Raw genomic sequence first — 21,223 nt, forward strand, 5'->3', positions numbered from 1 at the left:
TTTCCTCCTTCTAAAGACTATTCATATATTTGGACATCTTTTAATGGGGGGGAATATACGTGGAAAGTTATTACTGCCGAATCTGTAGCATTATACATTTTATGCACAGTATCTTTTTTTACTGTGAAAATATTTCCCTCTGTAAACTCTTCAATCCGCTCGCTATTATTTTCGTACGTTATATTTTGTAGCGTACCATTGACTATTAGTATACATCCTACAGATATTCCGTGATCGTGCACAAAAGTCTTTGCTTTGCTGGGGAAATTTAATACTAAAATCTCTACAAATTCAGACTGATAGATAACGTTCCGTCCGTATTCAAGATTAACTGGTGAAGTAATAAAAGGAGATATTTTATGAAGTGAAATATTTAATGATTGAATAGCGTGTATTAAATTGACCGTATCGTAGTTACATAGGTTATTAAACGTTTTTTGTATGTTATGAATCAATTTGCATGTAAAACTTCCTCCTAAGCATGTACAGTAAAAGAAAACCTAATCTAATATTATATAGAGCGTATTGAATTACATAATATTGTATTGAAACATTTCCAAAAAGTTACTTCTTTTACTTAGGAAGTTCATTTAATTTGAAAATTGCGGTAATTAGTTCCGTTAAAATGATATGCTTGAACTATATATTTTTTATCCCGTTAAATCCCGACTGGTGAGGGCTGATAATCAGTGGAGGATGAACAAACCCCCCACTGATTAAAGTTTCACTTTATTGGAAAGGTGATGAAATAAATGGCAGTTCTTTTAGTGGAAAATCTATATCAAATGTCTATTGTTTTACTGATTTTATGTTCATTTTGTTTTTATAGATATTTAAAGAAAATAAAAAAGGAAAGAAAGCTTACAGGTTTTGAAATTACGATGTATATCGTTACGCAACTTGCGTATTTCATTTGGGCGGCAACAACTTTTCTTAAAATGTTATCAGAATAGTAATCTTAAAGTGTTAGATGCTGAACAGTAATGTACAGGAGCAGTAACGGTATAAACGTGGGCAAGGGTAATTTCTCTAGTGGGTAAATAAATATAGTCGATAACTAGATGGATAACAATATTACTTATAACATCTTTATAAAAAGAGAGGATATAAATGGAACAATATAAATTAATTTTAAAAGGGCCTAAACAACTCAAGTGGGAAATAAATGAAATTAAGGACATACAGGACGATGAAATTATCGTTAAAACAATTGCAGGAGCGATAAGCATTGGGGCCGAGTTACCACAGTATAATGGATCCGATGTTACGGAAACGAATCCTTTTTATCTAAAAAAACTGGATATGAAAGTTATGGTGAAGTGATTGAAGTTGGTAATAAAGTAACACATGTAAACGTAGGTGATAAAGTAGTTTCTTTTTATGGACATGAAACGATAGGGATAGTTAAGGGGCATAAAGTAATCCGAGTGCCTAGTTCTATACAACCTAAAGTTGCTTTATTATCTATTCTTTCATGTGATGCCGCTAAAGGAGTATTGAAACTAAACCCGCGACAGGATGAAAAAGTACTTATAACTGGAATGGGAGTTATTGGTTTACTCGCTTGTAATTTCTTAAAATACTATGTAGGCATTGAGCACGTGGATGTTGTTGAGCCTAATAAAAATAGAAGAGATTTTGCAAAGAAGTTTGGTGCGAAAAACATATATGATTCAGAAGAGAAAATAATAGAAACATATAATTATGGTTTTGAATGTTCTGCTACAAATAGTGGGTTCCATACTTTGCAAAAAACTCTTAAAACTAATGGTGAAATATGTATACTGTCTGATGGTAATATAGAAGAACTAACATTAACTGCTAACTTTTATCAGAAAGAATTGCAAATCATTGGATCAAGTGATGGATCCGATTATCAAAAGCATGCAGATTGGTTTTTTGAAGAAATAGGAAAAACACCATTTATAGAAGAGATCTTTCAACATGAAATACATTATACTTCACTCATAGAATGCTTTGATGAATTGAGTTTAGGGATAATTAAACCATTAAAAGTATATGTTTCATATGAATAACGAAAAAAATGAGTAAATATTTGTCACATACCTTACAAATGTTTCGTCACATTTATGATTACTAAATGAGGAGGAACATATATGAAAATATTTGTAGCAGGTGCAACTGGTGTAATAGGACGTTCTTTATTACCACTGTTAATAAAAAATGGGCACACGGTGTTTGCGATGATCCGTACTACTTCGCAAGTAGAAGCAATGAAAAAGGTTGGTGCCATACCAGTAATAGCTGATGTATTTAATAGAGAGTCTGTATTTTCTGTATTAGAAGAAACAAATCCCGATATAGTTATTCATCAATTAACGTCATTGTCATCATGGAATTTTGAGGATAATGCAAAAATTAGAACAAAAGGCACTCGTAACCTTGTCGATGCAGCTAAAAATGTAGGGGTACAGAAAATAATCGCTCAAAGTATTTCATGGGCGTATGAACCAGGGGATACATTTGCGACTGAAAAAGATTCACTACATATTACTGCTTCCGCGCCTCGGCAAGTCACTGTTAATGGCATATTAAAATTAGAAGAAGCTGTTACTGAGTTACCTGAATCGGTTATACTTCGTTATGGCACATTATATGGACCAGGAACATGGTATGCGGAAAACGGATTAATAGCAAATCAAGCTCGTTTATACATGTCGAAGATGCTGCAAGAGCTACTATGCTAGCCCTTAATTGGCCTTCAGGAATCGTAAATATTGTAGATAGTTATCCAGCAACTAGTAAAGAATGGTTACCAATATATGCAGCAGCGATAGGAGCACCTAAGCCTAAAGTTCAAGATGGGAAAAATAGTTGGGAAAGAGGAGCTTCCAATAATAAGGCACGTAAAGAGTATAGTTGGATACCTTTATTTCCAGCATGGTCTGAAGGATTTAACAACTTAATAGGTAAGTAAAACACAACTTTAATGGGAATGATAGTAAAATACACCATTAAAGGATTGGATTATTATGAATATAATTTGGGAAAGTATTATATTAACTTTTACTGGAATAATTGTTTTGAAAATGACAGGTAGTGCATCTGTCAGCCAAATGACAAGAGCTGAAATCATTATAGTTGTATCAATTGGCCGTATTATTGTAGAACCTGTATTAAGTAGAAAAGTAGTCCCATCTATATTCGCGGCCATCATATTTGCAAGCATACTACTTATCATTCATTTCTTTGAATTGAAATCAAGGAAGGTGGAACAATTTCTAAATGGAAGTAGCATTATAATTGTTGAAAACGGAGAGATTGTAAAAGAGAATTTGATTCAGGCAAAAATGTCGGAGCAACAACTATATATGCAATTAAGAGAAAAAGGGATCCATGATGTAACGAGTTTACAGCAAGTTACAGCGGAACCGAATGGGCGTATTGGTTATCGATTAATAAAAGAAGCAGAACCAATAACTTTAGAAATGTTAGAAAAAGTATTAGATCGGTACAATATAAAAAGATAATTTCTCGTGAGAAAAAGCAAATTTTTTAACGATAAAATGTAAGAGAGAACTATAATTAAAAGTTATTAAGAATTATTAAAGATGTTTATATATTGATTATGCACAAATAAAAAGGACAAGCATATAATAGAAGTACCTATTAACTTTAAGTAACCTTAACTTTCGTTAATAGGGTATCTCAAAATCCCCAAAAGAGCACTTGCGGAAACAAGTGCTCTTTTATTTGGAATTTTAAACCATAAATATTGAATAAAATGTTAAACTGAAAAGAGCAATTTTTGTAATTAAAACTGTAGTATATGAATGGAGTGTTATTGAATGCAAACAAGAAAAGCCTATCTATATGTATTTGACACGATGTCGGATTGGGAGTACGGACATTTAATTGCTGAACTTAATACAGGGAGATATTTTAAAAAAGATGTAGCGCCTTTTAAAGTAGTCACAGTTGGAATAAATAAAGAAATGGTTATTTCAATGGGGGGCTTGAATATAAAGCCGGATATTTCCCTAGATGAATGTATCCTTGAGAGTAACGATCTATTAATTTTACCTGGAGGGAATACTTGGAGTGAAGAAATACATAAACCTATTTTGCAAAAAGTTGATGAGGCTTTAAAACTTGGTACAATTGTGGCTGCCATTTGCGGTGCAACTATAGGTCTTGCAAATTACGGTTACTTGGATTCTATAAATCACACAAGTAATAGTTTAGAGTATATGAAAATGGTTTGTCCTACTTATAAAGGAGAAAATTTTTATAAAGAGGGACCTGTATCATCCAGTGAAAACTTTATTACCGCATCGGGTGTAGCTCCTCTAGAATTTGCCATGGAGGTATTGAGAAAATTAGATGTATTTGCGCCGGATACACTTCATTCATGGTATAAATTGAATGAGACTCATGAAGCGGAATATTTCTTCCAGTTAATGAATTCAATTAATAGCTGATTAGTATTTCGAATGAAAATTATATTTTAGATGATACGAAAACTAATAACGAAATAATATTATGAAGATAAAAGGTAAGGGTGTTCCTATGAATATATGAGAAAATATCCTTACCTTTTATAGTATTATTTCTGAAAGGCAAAAGTAATAGCATTTGTTTTTAATTGAATGTGTCTTTCATTACGAACTATATTATAAGCTAATTCTTTTATTTCAACTTTTACTTCTTTCCATCCTTTATAAATACTTTTTAATAGATGTATCATTTCATCAGTTGGGAGATTAATTTCAATTAAAGCTTCTAATTCTTCATTCGTTTTTAAAACAATTTCTTGTATGTTAGAGTTAATAATTAAACAATTAATACCGCCGTTTTTTGTCCCTTGTTTCATAGAATGGAGCACTTTTTTAAAATCTTCTTTTGATTTAACATGCTCTAAACTTGATACTGCAACGATATAATCATAAGCGTTAGAGTCAATATGATAGTTTTCAATTTCTGCTTGTTCTGTTTTTATAACCTCGAATACATCATGTTCTTTACTATAAATTTTTAGCTTTGTTAAAGCGGAATCAAGTAAATCAACACATGTAACAGTGCCATTATAATTTTTTATTATTTGTGCAATTGGAATGCTATTTCTACCGATGCCAGAGCCAAGATCAAGTCCTTGCAAGTTCAAAGTGATCCATCAAGTCCATAACTGTTTTAACCGGTTTGTACAGCCAAGAGCCAATTTCAAATAGTTTATATTGTTCATAGCAAAGGCCGTGATATTTCTTTTCTTCTTGTCTTATGTAATCGATACGGTTCACATTGTTTCAGCTCCAATATTTTTATTGCAAAATGAATAGGTGGGACAGCCTTTAACATTTGTTTGAATTCGAAAAATACCACCAGCATGTGGATACTCTTTTAATTCGTCATCAGTCATTCTTGTTCTGGCTGTTGTAACATATAAATCTGTTAAATTAGGTCCTCCAAATGTACATGATGTTACATATAAAGCTGGAATTGGAATATTTAATATTTGTTCTCCAGTAGATGGATTCCATCTAGTTATTTTTGAACCTCCCCAATGTGCAATCCATAAACAGCCGTCTTCGTCAATTGTCATACCATCAGGTAGACCATCATTTTCAGAGAAAATGATTACATCAATTGGATTATGAATGTCTCCAGTACGTATATTATATTGATAGCGAACCACTTTTTTAGTAGGTGTATCTATAAAGTAAAAGTATGTATGATCAGGTGACCAAGCAATTCCATTTGATGTATTTACATGTGAAACTTTTTTCTCTACACTTAAATTATGATGTAAACAATACAAGGAACCTGCAGCATTCATACCGTATGTATCTGTAGAACCTGCCCAGAAACGACCAGCTGGATCACATTTTCCATCATTGAAACGATTTTCTATTAAATGTGGTTCAGGGTCAAAAATATGTGTCAGTTTTTCGGTATTTATATTAATAGAATAAAAGCCTTTTTCCATAGCTAAGAGTAGTACATCCTCTAAATATGGAACAACACAGCCGATTTGTTGATTGAGTGCAATTACTCGGTTCGTATTAGCAGTAGGATTGTATATGCATAATTTTCTCTCCATAATATCAACCCAATATAAAAGTTGCTTTTTTTCATTCCAACATGGTCCTTCAGCTAAACTTGCTTTAGCATCTAAAACTAATTCTATATTACTGAACAAGATGTTCACCTCGCGTTATAAGATATTAATATAATTCGATAAGAATAGAGGTAAACCTTTTAGTCAAAGGATATTAAAATTTATGCTGTAGAAAAATGACCTTCTCACAAGTGATTAAAAAAGTGTATAAACAAGGAGAGGAAAATGCATATGATGTTTTATGAGATTGTTTGCTTTTCTTGTAAGAATATATTTCGTGTTTACGAAGGCAGTGAAGAATATAAGCGATTTAAAGAAAAACCAAACGGGGCATATTGTTGTGATGAGTGTAGTCATAAAATTCAATTAGAAGCGATAAAGAATTTTTTTAGGTAATTATATGTTTTTGATTCGGAAAAGTTTGACAATAAAAGTGTTATAAATTATCATATTAAAAAACTAATATTTAAAATGGCATGGAAGAGAAGAGTAGTTAAGAAAGAATACGTACAGAGAGCTCTGGTAGCTGAGAAAGAGCGGTATACATCTTAACGAAAAAAGACTTGGAGCTGCGCAAGGAACTAATTTATTTAGGGATGGTGCGACGGGTTCTCCCGTTATAGAGATTGGGTATAAGCATATTTTGCCGTACCTGAAGAGGTTAATATGGTGACATATTAACAAACTGAGGTGGTACCGCGAAGCTAACAACTCTCGTCCTCAAGATGAATAATCTTGGGGGTGGGAGTTTTTTTATTGCATAAAACTGAGAATACGAAAACAAAAAATAATTGAGGTGAGCAATAAATGCATTGGGCGTATGAAGTAGCACATGAATTAATTAGGAAACATCCAAATAAAGAAACGTTTGTTTGTGCATCTGGAATTAGTCCTTCAGGTTCTGTTCATATTGGGAACTTTCGTGAAATCGTAACGACTTATTTCGTAGTAAGAGCACTTCAAGGTTTAGGGAAAAAGACTCGTTTTATATTTTCGTGGGATGATTATGATCGATTTAGAAAAGTTCCAAAAAATATTGATCCATCTTTTGCAAAGTATATTGGTATGCCATACTGTGATATTCCAGATCCGTATGGATGTCATAACTCGTATGCGGAGCATTTTGAAAAAGAGTTTGAAACATCGCTTCAAGCATTTGGAATTGAAGTAGAATTTATTTATCAACATGATGAATATAGAAGTGGAAGGTATAACAAAAATATTTTAGAGGCTTTGTATAAACGAAAAGAAATATATGATATTTTAATGGATTTTAAAACTGGAGAGTGTAGTGAAGAAGAGCGAAACAATTTTTATCCAGCTACATTATATTGTGAGAGGTGTGGAAAAGATACAACAACTATTACACATTTTGATGAAGTATTAAAAACAGTCCGGTATGAATGTGAATGCGGAAATGAAAAAGAATTATCCGTATTAAATACAAATAAAATGAAACTAAACTGGAAAATCGATTGGCCGATGAGATGGATGATAGAGGATGTTATTTTTGAACCGGGTGGAAGAGATCATTCATCAGAAACGGGTAGTTATAATGTATCAAAAGAAATTGCAAGGAAAATATTCAATCGTGAAGCGCCTCATTACGTTGCTTACGATTTCATTGGTATTAAAGGGAATCATGAAAAAATGTCTAGTTCTTCAGGGAATAGCATTACACCAAGCGATTTATTGAAAGTGTATATACCAGAAGTAATTCTCTTTATGTTTGCCAAATACAAACCAGGCGCTGCTTTTCATATTGGGTTGGATGAAGATGTGATTCGTAATTATACAGAGTATGAACGATTGAAAGATAGCTATGAAAATAAAACGCTCAAAAATGAAGATTTATTTGATGCAATTAAACTCTCTAAAGTTGATAGGCAGTTTAAAGAATATCCGAGATTTAATCAAGTAGCAGGAACGTTACCGCTATTAAATTTTGATTCATCTATTTTACAAGATACATTAGAAAAAATAGATAGAAGTTATACATTAGATGCTATGATAGCGATATGTAACCGCGCAGAGTATTGGATAAAAAACTTTCAATCTGAAAAATTAATTGCGGTAAATCGAGAGAGAAATACAGAGTTTTACAACACATTAGATGAAAGACAGAAAGAATGGTTAGTAAAAGTTTGCAATATACTTCGTTCTAACAAAGATTACTCTAACTTAATGGAGCAATTGTATTCGATTTGCCATCATGACAATAAAAAAATAATGAAAGAAAATCAAAAACAATTATTTATTATTATTTATAAGCTCATTATGAATCAGTCTAGTGGCCCACGTATATCGTTATTAATACATGTGGTGGGCATCGAAAAATTCATCTCATTACTAGATTTCTAAAATAAAGCTAAAAGAAACGCAAGTACTTAGACATCTAAGTACTTGCGTTTCAAATTTTGCTAGCGTGAATACATTTTTGGACATTCATCACCACTTGGTTCATAAAAACAATGGCTTTTAAACTGTCCTACAAATGGCTGATTATACCATTCAGGTGGACAAGCTCCAACTGGACGGAAATACCAAAGAGCCCATCGTGCAGGCCAGCGCCATTCACCTTGTAAAACTTTTCGTGCAATTTCTTTTTCTGATTCACGAGCGCGTTGATAAAAATATCCATATTGTACTGCTTCAAATCCGCCGGGGCTTTGATATACAGCGTCGCGTACGGTACGGAGTTGTTTAAAATCTAAGCAATCACAAAATACACGGTTTACTACAACGCATCCAACTAACTCCTCACCTTGGCGACCTTCACCTTCAGCTTCAGCACGAATTAAACGAGCTAGTAAATCAACATCACTTTCGTTGTATGGAATAAGGGGCATAGTGATACCACCTTTCTGTTATAGTAAAGAGTGTATGTTATAAAACAATCTGCGTGCTTTTTTACATAAAAATAACATTTAATTTTAAGAGGAGCTTGTATAAAAAGAGCTAATTAGTAATAGTAGATAAATATAAAAGGGAGAGGTATTATGTATCGAATTCATAAAGACCATATCATTTACTCAATGTCACCAGAAAATAAGCCTTGTATGGAAGTGGAAATTGGGAGCAGTCTTGTATTTGAAACATATGATTGCTTTGAAAATCAAATCGATTCTGAAGATGTTGTGTTTCAAGAATTAGATTGGAACCGAATTAATCCAGCGACTGGACCTGTATATGTTAAAGGAGCAGAACCTGGCGATATATTAGCCGTAACGATTGAAAAGATTAAAATTGCAGAGCAGGGCGTTTTAACTACAGGTGCAAACCTTGGTGTAATAGGGAATGAGTTAAATGAAAATACAGTGAAAATTGTCCCAATACATAATGAACATGTTTTGTTTTCAAGTGAACTACAAATCCCGATTAATCCAATGATTGGGGTAATTGGTACTGCACCGAAAGAAGAGAGCATTTCATGTGGCACACCGCATGATCACGGCGGGAATATGGACTGTAAAGAAATTAAAGAAGGAACAACATTACTACTACCAGTTAATGTCCCAGGAGCACTATTAGCGTTAGGTGATTTACACGCAGCAATGGGTGATGGTGAAATTGGTGTTAGTGGTGTAGAGGTTGCTGGTGAGGTAACGGTAACAGTTCAAATTATAAAAGAAAAGAAATGGCCGTTACCAATGGCTATTCAAAAAGAAAAAATGATGACGATTGCTTCAGAGAAATTGTTAGATGATGCAGCAAGTCGTGCTGTACGTAATATGGTGACATTTTTACATGAAGAATTAGCAATGTCTAAAGCTGATGCAACGCTTTTATTATCGGCAGCAGGTAATTTAAAAGTTTGCCAAGTTGTGGATCCGCTGAAAACAGCGCGTATGGAACTAGGAATGGATTATGTGGAGAAACTAGGATTTACTTTTAGTAAATTTCATATTAAATAGATAAGGGACGAAAAAGGATACTTTTGTATAAAAGCATCTTTTTTTAATTTACGGATTTTGTGAAAAGAGGTAGTATTTATTTTATATAAGTATATTTGAGATTGTGGATTAAAAAGGAGTTCAATAATGGTCAAAATTATGATTGTAGAAGACGATATGAAAATTGCAGAACTATTATCGACACATGTTGGGAAATATGGTTATCAAGGAGTTATTGTATCGGACTTTCAAAATGTATTAAACATTTTTTTAGAAGAACAACCAGAGTTAGTTTTATTAGATATTAATTTACCGAGTTTTGATGGGTACTTTTGGTGTCGTCAAATTCGCGGAGTTTCTACATGTCCGATACTATTCATTTCGGCCCGTGAAGGCACGATGGATCAAGTTATGGCGTTAGAAAATGGTGGCGATGATTTTATTCCGAAGCCTTTTCATTATGAAGTTGTAGTGGCGAAAATTCGTAGTCATTTAAGACGTGCATATGGAGATTATGCACCGAAACTAGAAGAGCGAATGATTGAGCAACAAGGCCTTTGTTTATATCCTGAAAGACTTGTATTGAAACTTAGAAACGAAGAGATTGATATAACGAGAAACGAAGCTATTTTATTAGAGACATTAATGAAAAATTATCCGCGTGTTGTGAGTAGAGAAGTGTTGTTAAATAAATTATGGGATAGCGAATCTTATGTTGATGATAATACATTAAGTGTAAATACAACACGTGTGCGTAAAAAGTTACAAACGTTACATATAGAAGGTGCGATTGAAACGATTCGTAGTGTTGGATATAGATTGCATATTACTTGGGATACTGGTATAGAAAAATGATAAGGTTGTTTATACGTGATCATATACCACTTATTTGCTTTACTATAATTCAACTACTAGCTATATTTCTCGTATATTGGTTTGATGGGCATAATCATATTACAACGGCGTTATATGCAATGTTTCTAGGGGCTTTCTTTATGGGAAGTTATTTAGTGTTTCGTTATTTTACACATCGTTCTTTTTATGAGCGCTTAGCAAACCCGATGCAATCTTTGGATGAATCTGTTCAAAAATCTGATTTTGCAGCTGTATCGGCTGCTCTTCAAGAACTACTTGAGGTGCAATATCGACATTATCAAAATCAGCTGCAAATGCAAGAGAGAAAAAATAATGACCATTTAACCTTTATGAATCAGTGGATTCATCAAATGAAAACACCTTTATCTGTAATAGAATTAATTACACAGGATGAAGTAGATTCACGTTTTGAAAGTATAAATGAGGAAACTGATCGATTAAAAAAGGGATTAGAAATGGCTCTGTATGTCGCACGTTTAGAAGCATTTACACAAGATTTTTATGTAGAAAGAGTACAACTACATAAAATAGTGAATGATTCGGTACATGAGCATAAACGGTTCTTTATCCGGAATTTTGTATATCCAGAGCTTGAAATTGATAAGGACATTACTGTAGAAAGTGATGCGAAATGGTTACAATTTTTAATTGGGCAAATACTATCGAATGCGATTAAATATTCATCAGGTAGTAGAGAAAAGATTAAAGTGAAAGCTTGTAAGGAAGGTAATACCGTTATACTTGAAATTGCTGATAATGGCGTAGGTATACCGAAGCAAGATTTACCAAGAGTCTTCAAACCTTTCTTTACAGGAGAAAACGGTAGAGATTTTAAAGAATCAACAGGAATGGGGCTATATCTCGTATATGAAATTACGAAGCAATTAGGACATAGTGTAGAAATCCATTCAGAAGTTGATAAAGGTACGGTAGTACGAGTAATATTTTTTAATGTGTAAAAAGTGATCAAGGCTAAAGAACGTTGGAGATAAGTTTTTTAGCCTTGTTTTGTATTTTTTAAAAAGTTTTCATATGAATAAATGATACAAATTAGTAAAAATTAAAGATATGAGCACATGAAATTGTAAAAATAAACTTGAAGAAAAATAATTGCTTTTGAAGTACAAATAATAATATTTACGCATACAGTATTATCATGGTACAATATGGTTATTAATGACAGAAAGGAATGATGGGTGGACGATGATTAACTAATCTTATTTTTAAATGTTGAAATTCAATAAATTTCAATTTCTAAAAAATAGGATTAGTCTGCCCAATTTCCATAGAACGGTATTGCTATTTATGTTACGTAATAGCTTATTTGGGTGTAAATATTTTAACGACTAATCCTGCCAAATTTATTTGGGAGGATTTTTTATTCTCCCTTAATGAAAGGGATCGGTATTATGAAAGAACTATTAAAATTAAATGATGTTTATGTTGAAATAAAAGAAAATATGTTGTTAGAGAAAATGAATGTGACAGTAAAACAAGGGGATGTTATCGGATTAATTGGTAAAAACGGTGCTGGTAAATCAACGTTACTTCAATTAATAAATGGAAAGATTGAGCCTTCAAAAGGGATTGTTGAATGGCAGCAAATGAATATGACAACCGCATATGTTGAGCAAGAAATAGAATCTTTTATTAGTAATGATGTAATTGCAAAAGAAGCAGAACTTCTTGCGAAATGGGGCGTGCCAACGAACGATTTTAATACTTTAAGTGGTGGTGAAAAGCTGAAAATTCGATTAGCAAAAGGATTTGCTGAAAATCCTAATGTCTTAATATTAGACGAACCGACAAATCATTTAGATGAGATCAGTACGGGATTTCTCATTAAACAAATAAAAAACATGAAAGGTACAGTTATCGTTGTATCACATGATCGATATTTTTTAGATGTTGTCGCAACAAAAATATGGTCAATTGAGGACAAAAAATTAATTGAGCATAGTGGTAATTATACGAGCTACATGAAAGCACGTGAGCAAAAAAGAAAGTCGCAGCAGCGTGAATATGAAAAGCAGCAAAAAAAGATAGAACAAGTAGAAACACATATAAAAGAATTGAGTTCATGGTCACAAAAGGCACACGCGCAGTCTACAAAACAAGAAGGTGTGAAAGAATTCTATCGTGTAAAAGCGAAGCGAATGGATGCACAAGTGAAGTCAAAACGAAAACGACTTGAAAAAGAGCTGGAGAAAGTGAAAGTAGAACGTGTGAAAGAAGAGTATTCAGTTGAGTTTTCTATTCAAGCGAACAAAAAAGTAGGAAAACGTTTTTTAGAAGTGAAGCAATTAAAAAAAGACTTTCATGGGAAAGTATTATTTGAAAACGTTAATTTTACAATTCAGCACGGTGAGAAAGTTGCGATTGTTGGACCAAACGGTAGTGGGAAAACAACATTACTGAAGATGATTATGGGAACGGAAACTGCTGAAGGAGAAATATGGATTTCACCATCTGCAAACATCGGCTATTTAACACAAGAAGTTTTTGATTTACCGCTTGATAAAACACCAGAAAATTTATTTTTTAAAAAGACGTTTGAAGAAAGAGGAAAAGTCCAAAATTTAATGAAACATTTAGGGTTCCAAGCTTTTCAATGGAAAGAGCCGATTGAGCATATGAGTATGGGAGAAAGAGTAAAATGTAAGCTAATGGCTTATATTTTAGATGAAAAAGATGTACTCATTTTAGACGAACCGACGAATCACTTGGATCTACCTTCACGTGAACAACTTGAAAATACATTAGCTGAGTATAACGGAACATTAGTAATTGTATCTCACGATCGATATTTTCTGGAGAAAACAACTAACACAAAACTCGTGTTTTCAAACAATACGATACAAAAGCAGCTAGAAGAACCTACTAAAACAAGAGATGATATTGAAGAGCTACGTTTAACGTTAGAAACAGAGAGACAAGAAGTATTAGGGAAATTAAGCTTTTTAACTTCTAAAGACAAAGAATATAAAGCACTGGATGAACGGTTTATGGAACTTACGAAGCAGATTAAAGAGCTATAACGTAAGTAAGGGGGATTAACATGGGAGAAGAGAGATTCACTAAGTTATTTAAAATAGATTGTGGAGATATATACTTGCAAGAATTTACGGTCAAAGATGCAGAGAGTATTTATAAAATAGCAAATCAACCGGAAATAGCAAAATTTTTACCAGACTGGAAATCAACGAAAGAACAAAGGGTGGATTGGATTGCAGATTATGAAATACCAGCAAACAAAGCATTTCTTGATGCAGTGAAAACTACGAATAACATAGATAATCATACGTTAAAGCTAGGAATATTTAAGAAAGCTACAAATGAACTCATTGGATGGTGCTGCACAGGTATGAAAGAAGAACTCCCTTCACCAAACAGAGAGATAATGTATGCTATCTCAAATGAATATCAAAATCATGGCTATGCTACAAAAGCGACTAAAGGTTTAATTGACTATTTGTTTAAAGAAACAAATTTAAATGTCCTTAACGCAATTGCTTTAATTAACAATGTAGCATCAAATAAAGTTATTGAAAAATGCGGGTTTATTTATAAGAGCCAACAGAGGATAGAAAATCAAATATATAATCATTATATATTGAGAAAATCTGAGTGGATAAAAATATAACGTTTGGTAGTAAAAGACCGATAGCAATCGGTCTTTTCTCATTTATATAATAAAGATTTATTATACATTATATTTCCTACTACTATACAATTATTATAAGATAGTTATGCGTTAATTTTAGTTTGAAATAATTATGTTGTCAGTTTTTTTAGAAATCTTACAAGCGTGTAAGGTAAATGAAAGATGAATCAATATGAGCTGTAAGATAATTCATTTACACTCTATAGTGAGCAGTGGAAATGAAGGGAGAATATACATGGAAATTTTACATGCAAAAAGTATTAGTAAAGTATATAAAGGGAAAGTACCTTATAAAGCATTAGTAGATATTGATTTATCAATTCAAGAAGGTGAATTTGTAGGAATTATGGGTCCATCAGGTAGCGGAAAAACAACGTTATTAAATATGGTATCTACTATTGATTCTCCATCATCGGGAGAAATATTTATTAATGGCACAAATCCTTTTCAATTATCATCAGAAGAATTAGCGTTATTCCGCAGAAAACAATTAGGATTTGTTTTTCAATCATTTAATCTTCTTAGCACACTTACTGTAAAAGAAAACATCGTATTGCCGATGACTTTAGATGGTGTTTCCGTGCAAGAAATGAACAAGCGATTGGAAGAGATTGCAGAGAAGTTAAATATTACAGATATATTGAATAAAAGAACGTTTGAAATATCAGGGGGACAAGCTCAAAGAACAGCAATCGCTCGTGCAATTGTTCATAAGCCGCAATTATTACTTGCAGATGAACCAACAGGGAACTTGGACTCTAAATCTTCAAATGATGTAATGGAGATGCTGGATACTCTAAATAAAGAAGAAAAAGCAACGATGATGTTAGTTACACATGATCCGTATGCAGCGAGCTTTTGCAGCCGAGTAATCTTTATTAAAGATGGTCAACTATATAACGAAATTTATTGTGGTGAAAGTAGGCAAACTTTTTATCAAAAGATTATGGATGTCCTTTCTTTGTTAGGAGGGAAAAGGCATGACTTTTCGTCAGTTCGCATTTAATAATATTTTTCGCAATAAGCGTACATATGCTGCCCATTTTTTAAGTAGTGCATTTTCTATTATGATTTTCTTTACGTATGCTCTTTTATTATTTCATCCTGATTTACAAGGTGAGTTGAAATCGACAAGTGCAACAATAAGTGCATTTGGTACATTGGGATTTTCAGTTTCGCAAGGATTGATTTTTGTATTTTCATTTTTCTTCATTTTATATTCAGTTAGTTCGTTTTTAAAAACGCGTAAGAAAGAATTTGGCATTTTAATGATGCAAGGTATGTCAATGAGACAGCTTAAGAAATTATTATTAATTGAAAATATGTTGATTGGACTTGGTTCAATTTGTATAGGGATTTTCATTGGACTCATATTTTCTAAACTAGTCTTATTGATAAGTGCAAGTGTATTAATGATTAATAATGGTTTACCTTTTTATATACCAGTGCGGGCTGTATTATTAACTGTTATCACATTTCTTTTCTTGTTTTTAATTGTTTCATTATTTACATTTAAAATGATAAAAGTAACGGAACTTGTGGAACTTATTCGAGCAGAGGAAAAGCCAAAACCTGAACCGAAATCTTCAGTTTTATTATCGCTACTTTCTTTAATTAGTATAGGGTATGGATATTTTTCAGTATTTCGCTTCATACCAAGTACCAATTTTATTACGCTTGGAATAGGTGTGCTCCTAGTAATTATAGGAACGTACTTTTTATATACACAGTGTAGCGTGTATATATTGCGCCTTGCTAAAAGGAGGGACTCTTTCTTTTTAAAGAGAACAAATATATTAACATTTTCTGAATTAATTTACCGTATGAAAGATAATGCAACGATGTTTTTTATAGTATCTATTGTTTCAGCAGTTGCATTTACAGCAATTGGTACAACAGCCGCAATTGGAAATAGGGATTTGGTAAGGATGACAAATCCGTATACATTTTTGTATGGAAGTCTTGAAAATGACAAAGTATTGAATAAAAATCTTTCTATTATAAAAAAGCACCTTTCTGATGCTAATATTCCGTATCGAATGGCTTCATCTTCATATATATACACAGAAAATGGCGTAAATGTAATGAAGTTAAGTGAATACAACGATCTTGCTAAAGCACTAGGCTATCAACAAGAAACAATTGAAAAAGAAGATGAAATTTTATTAATTCCTGGAGTCGTATCACAAAAACAAGAATTTAAAAATGGCGAGTATAAAAAGAATATAGAAGTCATTCAAGGTGACTGGACAAAGACATTTCATGTGAAAAAAGCTGTAGAAAATTTAGTTTTACCACACGATTCTAGAACTATTTATATCGCTGTTCAAGATCAGGTATATGATGGAATGCCTCTTACTAGTGACCCAGTTAATAAAGAAATTCCATATCGTACTTACGGATTTGTTGTAGATGATTGGATAAAAACGAAAGAGATTTCCAATCAATTAAAGAGTATATTCGATAAAGATCTTAGGGACAGAGATTTCTACTTTGAAGCTTTAACATTAAACTTGTTGGAAGCAAAGCAAAAGAATGGTTTATTACTTATGGTAAGTATTTTAGTCGGAATCGTCTTCTTTACATTCGCTGCTAGTTTTATTTATTTCCGATTATATACAGATTTGGATCGCGATCAGCAGCAATATAAAATGATTTCGAAAATGGGATTAAGTAAAGGTGAGTTAAAAAAAGTTGTAACGAGACAGTTATTATTAATGTTCTTTTTACCAATTGTCGTTGCAGTGATTCATACTGTAGTCGCTTATATAGCATTACAGCAATTAGTCGATTTTTCTATCATAAATAGCTCTATCGTTATTTTAATTTCATTTATATGTATACAAGTTTTATATTTCTTTATAACCCGTTGGCGTTATCTGCAAAAGCTTTATAAGGTTATGGAGCAATAGAATTTATTAGCTTGTAAGACTACAATAAAGTATGTAGAAAAATGAACTGTATGATGAAAGGAAACGAGATGAAAAGAACTTTAACTATTTTTATGTTAACGATACTACTATTAATAAGTTTTAGTGCATGTTCTAAAAAGGAAAATCCATTTCCTGCAAACGGTGTATTAATTATTGGAGATGAAAATAATATTTCACCAATTATTAATCGTTATCAGGAAATTACGGAAGAAAATGAAGTGTTTTCTGTGAAAAAAGGGGAAGTTGGAAATGGAAATGTCTTAATTTTAAATGAATCTACAGCACAAGCATTGATTAAAGAAAAACTTTTTCGAAAACAAGATAATGGCTCCAATTATATTATAGATACGTTACCGAAATTCCCAAAAGAAGGGGCGCTATTATTTACAAGTGAAGACAATAAGACTATGAAAAGTATTAAAATAGGAGAGGTAGAGATTCCTGTTACATACGATAGTGATGCTTGGATAGGTAACAATCGTAAATATTCAACGGAATGGTATATGATTGTAGCAAAAAATAGTGTTTATAATGAAATAAAGGCAAATGAAATGAAAATGCATCTTCTTCATTTGAAAAAATCACTAGGTGACGAAAAACCTAAAATGTCGACAGATAATACATTGGTTAATGAAAATGTCAAAGTAAAAAAGTTAATTAAAGGTTTGGAAGGAGAAGTATCTTTTCACTTTGTAACGATTGGCGAAAAACCTTAAAAAAGAGTTCGAAGTTGATAAAAATTTCATCAGCTTCGAACTCTTTTTAGTTTATAGACAAATCAATTATTATGCTTTACATTACTTCATTTAATCGAGTCTCGCTTGTTTCCTCAATCCCATTTGAATTTTGAACTGAATTATTTTGGGCTTCTTTTTCTTTACGAGCCTTTTGTAGCATTTCAAGGATGATCCATAAGGGAACACCTTTATCCTTTAACATCTTCCATAAATCTAATTCATTAAATTTATGCTCAGGCTGTTTCATTTCTTTTTCAGATGAACGAATATCAAACTTGATAGGATCATTTACTTTCGTACTTTCAAGTTTAGTAGAAGAGATAGTATTATGCTCAAGAGTAGATGGAGTTATTTTAGTAGGTTGAGATAATGTATGAATATTTGATCCGATTTGCATGCTTTTTCCTCCTTTTCAAGCAATGAGATTAGTTTTCTTATGGTTTTTAAATCTTTTTAACATGAGGAAACTATATCTAATTATAAATTCAAATAAACTGATTTACAAGTTGTATTGTAAAAAGTAAATATTTACTTGAATTAATATTTATCAACATTTGTATATGTTTCCTATATATACAACGTATATAAAATACTTTACATTATGTTTAAGTTATTAAATTATTCTGTTAATTTTTTTAAAAAAAGAAAAATGTAAACGCTTTATTAGGGGGAGAAAGTATGGGGAAGTTATTTTTAAAAATATGTTTTTTCGCATTAGTGACCGTATGTTCATTCGCAGCGAAAATATCATACGCTGAAGAGAGGCAACAAAATAATTATCCAATCATATTGGTGAATGGATTTGCTGGATGGGGTAGAGAAGAAATGCTTGGCGTAAAATATTGGGGTGGTGTTCATGATATACAGGAAGATTTGAAACGCAATGGTTATACGGTACATACCGCAGCTGTTGGACCTGTTTCTAGTAACTGGGATCGTGCATGTGAATTGTATGCACAAATTAGCGGTGGGACAGTAGACTATGGTGCCGTACATGCTGAGAAACATGGACATAATCGTTTTGGCAGAACTTATAGTGGTTTTGCGCCGAATTGGAGTGAAACAAATAAAGTTCATTTAGTTGGACATAGCATGGGTGGACAAACGATTAGAACATTAGTACAGCTATTAAAAGAAGGTAGTTTTGAAGAAAAGAATTATGTGAAAAATCACCCAAACACCAAAATATCACCACTATTTGAAGGCGGAAAATCGTATGTTCATAGTGTTACAACATTAGCAACCCCTCACAACGGTACAACACTGGCGGATGGTAGTCTTCTGCTACCGTTCGTTAAAGATTTACTCATTACAGCTGCGAGCTTTGGAGAAAACAATAATTTATCGTTATATGATTTCAAATTGGATCAATGGGGGATAAAGAAGAATGCTGGAGAGTCCTTTTTCCAATATAGTAATCGTATTCTAAATAGTTCACTTTGGAAAAATACAAAAGATATAAGTCAATGGGATTTAAGTACAGATGGTGCAAAGGAGTTAAATAATTGGGTAAAGACGCAACCGGATGTGTATTACTTATCGTATAGTGGACATGCATCACAAGCAGCACCTATAACAGGTTTACATTTGCCGCATATAACGATGAATAAAGTGTTGATGGGGAATGCATTTTTCTTAGGTTCCTATGCGAGATACGAAGAAAACCGTCCATTAATCGATACTTCTTGGTGGCAAAATGATGGTGTAGTAAATACGAATTCTATGATTGCACCAACTTCTAATGTTGCTGTAAATAATAATGAGTCATTACAGATTGGAAAATGGAATCATATCGAAACGAAAGCGAATTGGGACCATCTGGACATGGTAGGGTTAAGTGTTTCAGACTCGTTAGGTTTTTCTAGCATTCAAGAGTTTTATAGAACAATTGCTGAAAAGCTATTACGTTTACCGAAATAGGTAATAATAAAGCGCTCTCGATGGAATTCGAGAGCGCTTTATATTATATTGAAAGAGGGATTTGGTAGAAAAATATGGGGGGATATTATGAAAATTCAAGTTGTATTATCAGGATACGGAACAGTAGGCAGAGAGTTTATAAAATTAATAAATGAAAAATATTCATATATATATGAAACATATGGGATTCAATTAGTTGTAAGTGGCGTATTAGGGAGAAATATTGCAATACATAATGAAGACGGCTTATCACTTCATCATTTATTGATGTATGGTGGCGGTACCGCTGCAATTGAAAAATATTTAGAGTATCATCCGGAGGAACGTGCAACAACTAGCATAAGTGGTACTGTATTGGTAGAATCAACAGTTACAAATCTTAAAGATGGAAATCCAGGGAAACAATATATGAAACAAGCGATGGAGAAACAGATGGATATAGTAGCAATTTCTAAAGGGGCGCTCGTTACAAACTGGAGAGAAATAAATGAAGCAGCAAGAGGCGCAAATGTACGAATTCGATATAGCGGTGCAACAGCCGCTGCACTACCGACCCTAGATATCGGACAATTTAGTTTAGCCGGTTGCAGTATTGAAAAAATAGAAGGAATATTAAATGGAACAACTAATTATATTCTTACGAAAATGTATGAGGAAGATATGACATTTGAAGAAGTACTGAAAGAAGCACAAGATAAAGGAATTGCTGAGACAAACCCTATATTAGATATAAGTGGTTCAGATAGTGCGTGTAAATTGTTACTTTTGACAAACAGCTTAATGGAAACAGAGAAAACACTTACTGATATACATATAAAAGGAATCGAGCACGTTACAAAACAGCAAATTAGAAATGCTAAGGAACAACATAAAATTATTAAATTAATAGCATCAACATATAAGGATGAGGGTGGCAATGTCAATTTAAATGTTGAACCGTGCGAAATAGAGAAAGATCATCCGTTAGCAAAAGTAAATGGGACCGAAAAAGGAATTACGTTCTTTACAGATACGATGGGACAAGTTACTACAATTGGTGGGGCTTCTAATCCACGAGGCGCTGCAGCTGCAGCTTTAAAAGATGTAATTAACTTATATCGAAAAGATTTGTAAGACCGTACCGC

At 32.6% G+C, this 21,223-nt stretch carries 21 protein-coding genes, 2 pseudogenes and 1 other annotated feature; of the genes and pseudogenes, 17 read left to right on the top strand and 6 right to left on the bottom strand.

Features of this window, described 5'->3' with window-relative positions; genetic code table 11:
* Nucleotides 1-17: 17 nt before the first annotated feature.
* Nucleotides 18-455 (bottom strand): cysteine dioxygenase, encoded by a 438-nt coding sequence (locus D1166_RS25450; protein ID WP_098318727.1) that lies wholly within the window; start codon nt 453-455, stop codon nt 18-20.
* 297 nt (nt 456-752) lie between these two features.
* Here D1166_RS25450 and D1166_RS25455 point away from each other — a divergent pair, with 297 nt between their 5' ends.
* The 5 genes and pseudogenes from D1166_RS25455 to D1166_RS25475 all read left to right on the top strand — a co-directional run bounded on the left by D1166_RS25455 (nt 753) and on the right by D1166_RS25475 (nt 4,442).
* On the top strand, nt 753-953 hold the full coding sequence (locus D1166_RS25455) for a hypothetical protein (protein ID WP_000279694.1): 201 nt from the start codon (nt 753-755) through the stop codon (nt 951-953).
* A 157-nt stretch (nt 954-1,110) separates the two neighbouring features.
* Nucleotides 1,111-2,036: pseudogene (locus D1166_RS25460) on the top strand (zinc-binding dehydrogenase).
* 81 nt (nt 2,037-2,117) lie between these two features.
* Nucleotides 2,118-2,938, top strand: a pseudogene (locus tag D1166_RS25465) (NAD-dependent epimerase/dehydratase family protein).
* Between the two features lie 55 nt (nt 2,939-2,993).
* Entirely contained in the window at nt 2,994-3,491 is a 498-nt protein-coding gene (locus tag D1166_RS25470) for a DUF421 domain-containing protein (RefSeq protein WP_001021698.1), read from the top strand.
* A 318-nt stretch (nt 3,492-3,809) separates the two neighbouring features.
* Nucleotides 3,810-4,442 (top strand): type 1 glutamine amidotransferase family protein, encoded by a 633-nt coding sequence (locus tag D1166_RS25475; RefSeq protein ID WP_001194773.1) that lies wholly within the window; start codon nt 3,810-3,812, stop codon nt 4,440-4,442.
* Nucleotides 4,443-4,567: 125 nt separating this feature from the next.
* Here the strand turns inward: D1166_RS25475 and D1166_RS25480 are convergent, their stop codons facing one another.
* The 3 genes from D1166_RS25480 to D1166_RS25485 are packed head-to-tail and all read right to left on the bottom strand — an operon-like array spanning nt 4,568 to nt 6,157.
* Nucleotides 4,568-5,125, bottom strand: coding sequence for a class I SAM-dependent methyltransferase (locus D1166_RS25480; RefSeq protein ID WP_423748265.1), 558 nt, complete (start codon nt 5,123-5,125; stop codon nt 4,568-4,570).
* Nucleotides 5,106-5,258 (bottom strand): hypothetical protein, encoded by a 153-nt coding sequence (locus tag D1166_RS32430; protein WP_423748266.1) that lies wholly within the window; start codon nt 5,256-5,258, stop codon nt 5,106-5,108. Before D1166_RS32430 ends, D1166_RS25480 begins: the two co-directional genes overlap by 20 nt.
* The gene (locus D1166_RS25485) at nt 5,255-6,157 is read right to left on the bottom strand and encodes an SMP-30/gluconolactonase/LRE family protein (RefSeq protein ID WP_000492419.1); all 903 of its coding nucleotides are present in this window, start codon (nt 6,155-6,157) and stop codon (nt 5,255-5,257) included. Before D1166_RS25485 ends, D1166_RS32430 begins: the two co-directional genes overlap by 4 nt.
* A 144-nt stretch (nt 6,158-6,301) precedes the next feature.
* Here D1166_RS25485 and D1166_RS25490 point away from each other — a divergent pair, with 144 nt between their 5' ends.
* Nucleotides 6,302-6,472, top strand: coding sequence for a DUF2197 domain-containing protein (locus D1166_RS25490; protein WP_098318728.1), 171 nt, complete (start codon nt 6,302-6,304; stop codon nt 6,470-6,472).
* A 72-nt stretch (nt 6,473-6,544) separates the two neighbouring features.
* Nucleotides 6,545-6,801: a binding site (T-box leader), on the top strand.
* Nucleotides 6,802-6,883: 82 nt separating this feature from the next.
* A complete protein-coding gene (lysS, locus tag D1166_RS25495) occupies nt 6,884-8,437 on the top strand; it encodes a lysine--tRNA ligase (protein ID WP_000558626.1) in 1,554 nt (517 codons plus the stop codon).
* A gap of 59 nt (nt 8,438-8,496) precedes the next feature.
* On the opposite strand, the gene D1166_RS25500 is transcribed toward lysS, so the two are convergent.
* Entirely contained in the window at nt 8,497-8,925 is a 429-nt protein-coding gene (locus D1166_RS25500) for a cell wall hydrolase (RefSeq protein ID WP_001128398.1), read from the bottom strand.
* A gap of 150 nt (nt 8,926-9,075) precedes the next feature.
* Between D1166_RS25500 and D1166_RS25505 the strand changes: the two genes are divergently transcribed.
* From D1166_RS25505 to D1166_RS25540, 8 genes are all read left to right on the top strand, one after another.
* On the top strand, nt 9,076-9,990 hold the full coding sequence (locus D1166_RS25505; protein ID WP_098318729.1) for an acetamidase/formamidase family protein: 915 nt from the start codon (nt 9,076-9,078) through the stop codon (nt 9,988-9,990).
* A 126-nt stretch (nt 9,991-10,116) separates the two neighbouring features.
* Entirely contained in the window at nt 10,117-10,824 is a 708-nt protein-coding gene (locus tag D1166_RS25510) for a response regulator transcription factor (RefSeq protein WP_000239000.1), read from the top strand.
* Nucleotides 10,821-11,804 carry a sensor histidine kinase gene (locus D1166_RS25515; RefSeq protein WP_002103134.1) on the top strand — a complete coding sequence of 328 codons (984 nt, stop codon included), beginning with the start codon at nt 10,821-10,823 and terminating at the stop codon, nt 11,802-11,804. The genes D1166_RS25510 and D1166_RS25515 overlap by 4 nt, the downstream gene beginning before the upstream one ends.
* A gap of 450 nt (nt 11,805-12,254) precedes the next feature.
* Entirely contained in the window at nt 12,255-13,883 is a 1,629-nt protein-coding gene (abc-f, locus tag D1166_RS25520) for a ribosomal protection-like ABC-F family protein (protein WP_098318743.1), read from the top strand.
* Nucleotides 13,884-13,903: 20 nt separating this feature from the next.
* Complete coding sequence (locus tag D1166_RS25525; protein WP_000503529.1) at nt 13,904-14,488, top strand: GNAT family N-acetyltransferase; 585 nt, start codon at nt 13,904-13,906, stop codon at nt 14,486-14,488.
* A 256-nt stretch (nt 14,489-14,744) separates the two neighbouring features.
* Nucleotides 14,745-15,515 (top strand): ABC transporter ATP-binding protein, encoded by a 771-nt coding sequence (locus D1166_RS25530; RefSeq protein WP_000404276.1) that lies wholly within the window; start codon nt 14,745-14,747, stop codon nt 15,513-15,515.
* Nucleotides 15,490-17,421 carry an ABC transporter permease gene (locus tag D1166_RS25535; RefSeq protein WP_098318730.1) on the top strand — a complete coding sequence of 644 codons (1,932 nt, stop codon included), beginning with the start codon at nt 15,490-15,492 and terminating at the stop codon, nt 17,419-17,421. Before D1166_RS25530 ends, D1166_RS25535 begins: the two co-directional genes overlap by 26 nt.
* Nucleotides 17,422-17,471: 50 nt before the next feature.
* Nucleotides 17,472-18,158, top strand: a complete 687-nt coding sequence (locus D1166_RS25540; protein WP_118043478.1) for a lipoprotein BA_5634 family protein — start codon at nt 17,472-17,474, stop codon at nt 18,156-18,158.
* Between the two features lie 76 nt (nt 18,159-18,234).
* On the opposite strand, the gene D1166_RS25545 is transcribed toward D1166_RS25540, so the two are convergent.
* On the bottom strand, nt 18,235-18,576 hold the full coding sequence (locus D1166_RS25545) for a DUF3914 domain-containing protein (protein ID WP_097856480.1): 342 nt from the start codon (nt 18,574-18,576) through the stop codon (nt 18,235-18,237).
* Nucleotides 18,577-18,857: 281 nt separating this feature from the next.
* On the opposite strand from D1166_RS25545, the gene D1166_RS25550 reads away from it, so the two are divergent.
* Entirely contained in the window at nt 18,858-20,099 is a 1,242-nt protein-coding gene (locus D1166_RS25550) for an esterase/lipase family protein (protein ID WP_097856481.1), read from the top strand.
* A gap of 87 nt (nt 20,100-20,186) precedes the next feature.
* Nucleotides 20,187-21,212: a homoserine dehydrogenase gene (locus D1166_RS25555; protein WP_098318731.1), complete on the top strand. Its 1,026-nt coding sequence runs from the start codon at nt 20,187-20,189 to the stop codon at nt 21,210-21,212.
* The last annotated feature ends 11 nt before the right edge of the window (nt 21,213-21,223 follow it).

This window comes from Bacillus sp. ISO11, from assembly GCF_003458115.1.
GTDB lineage: Bacteria > Bacillota > Bacilli > Bacillales > Bacillaceae_G > Bacillus_A > Bacillus_A cereus.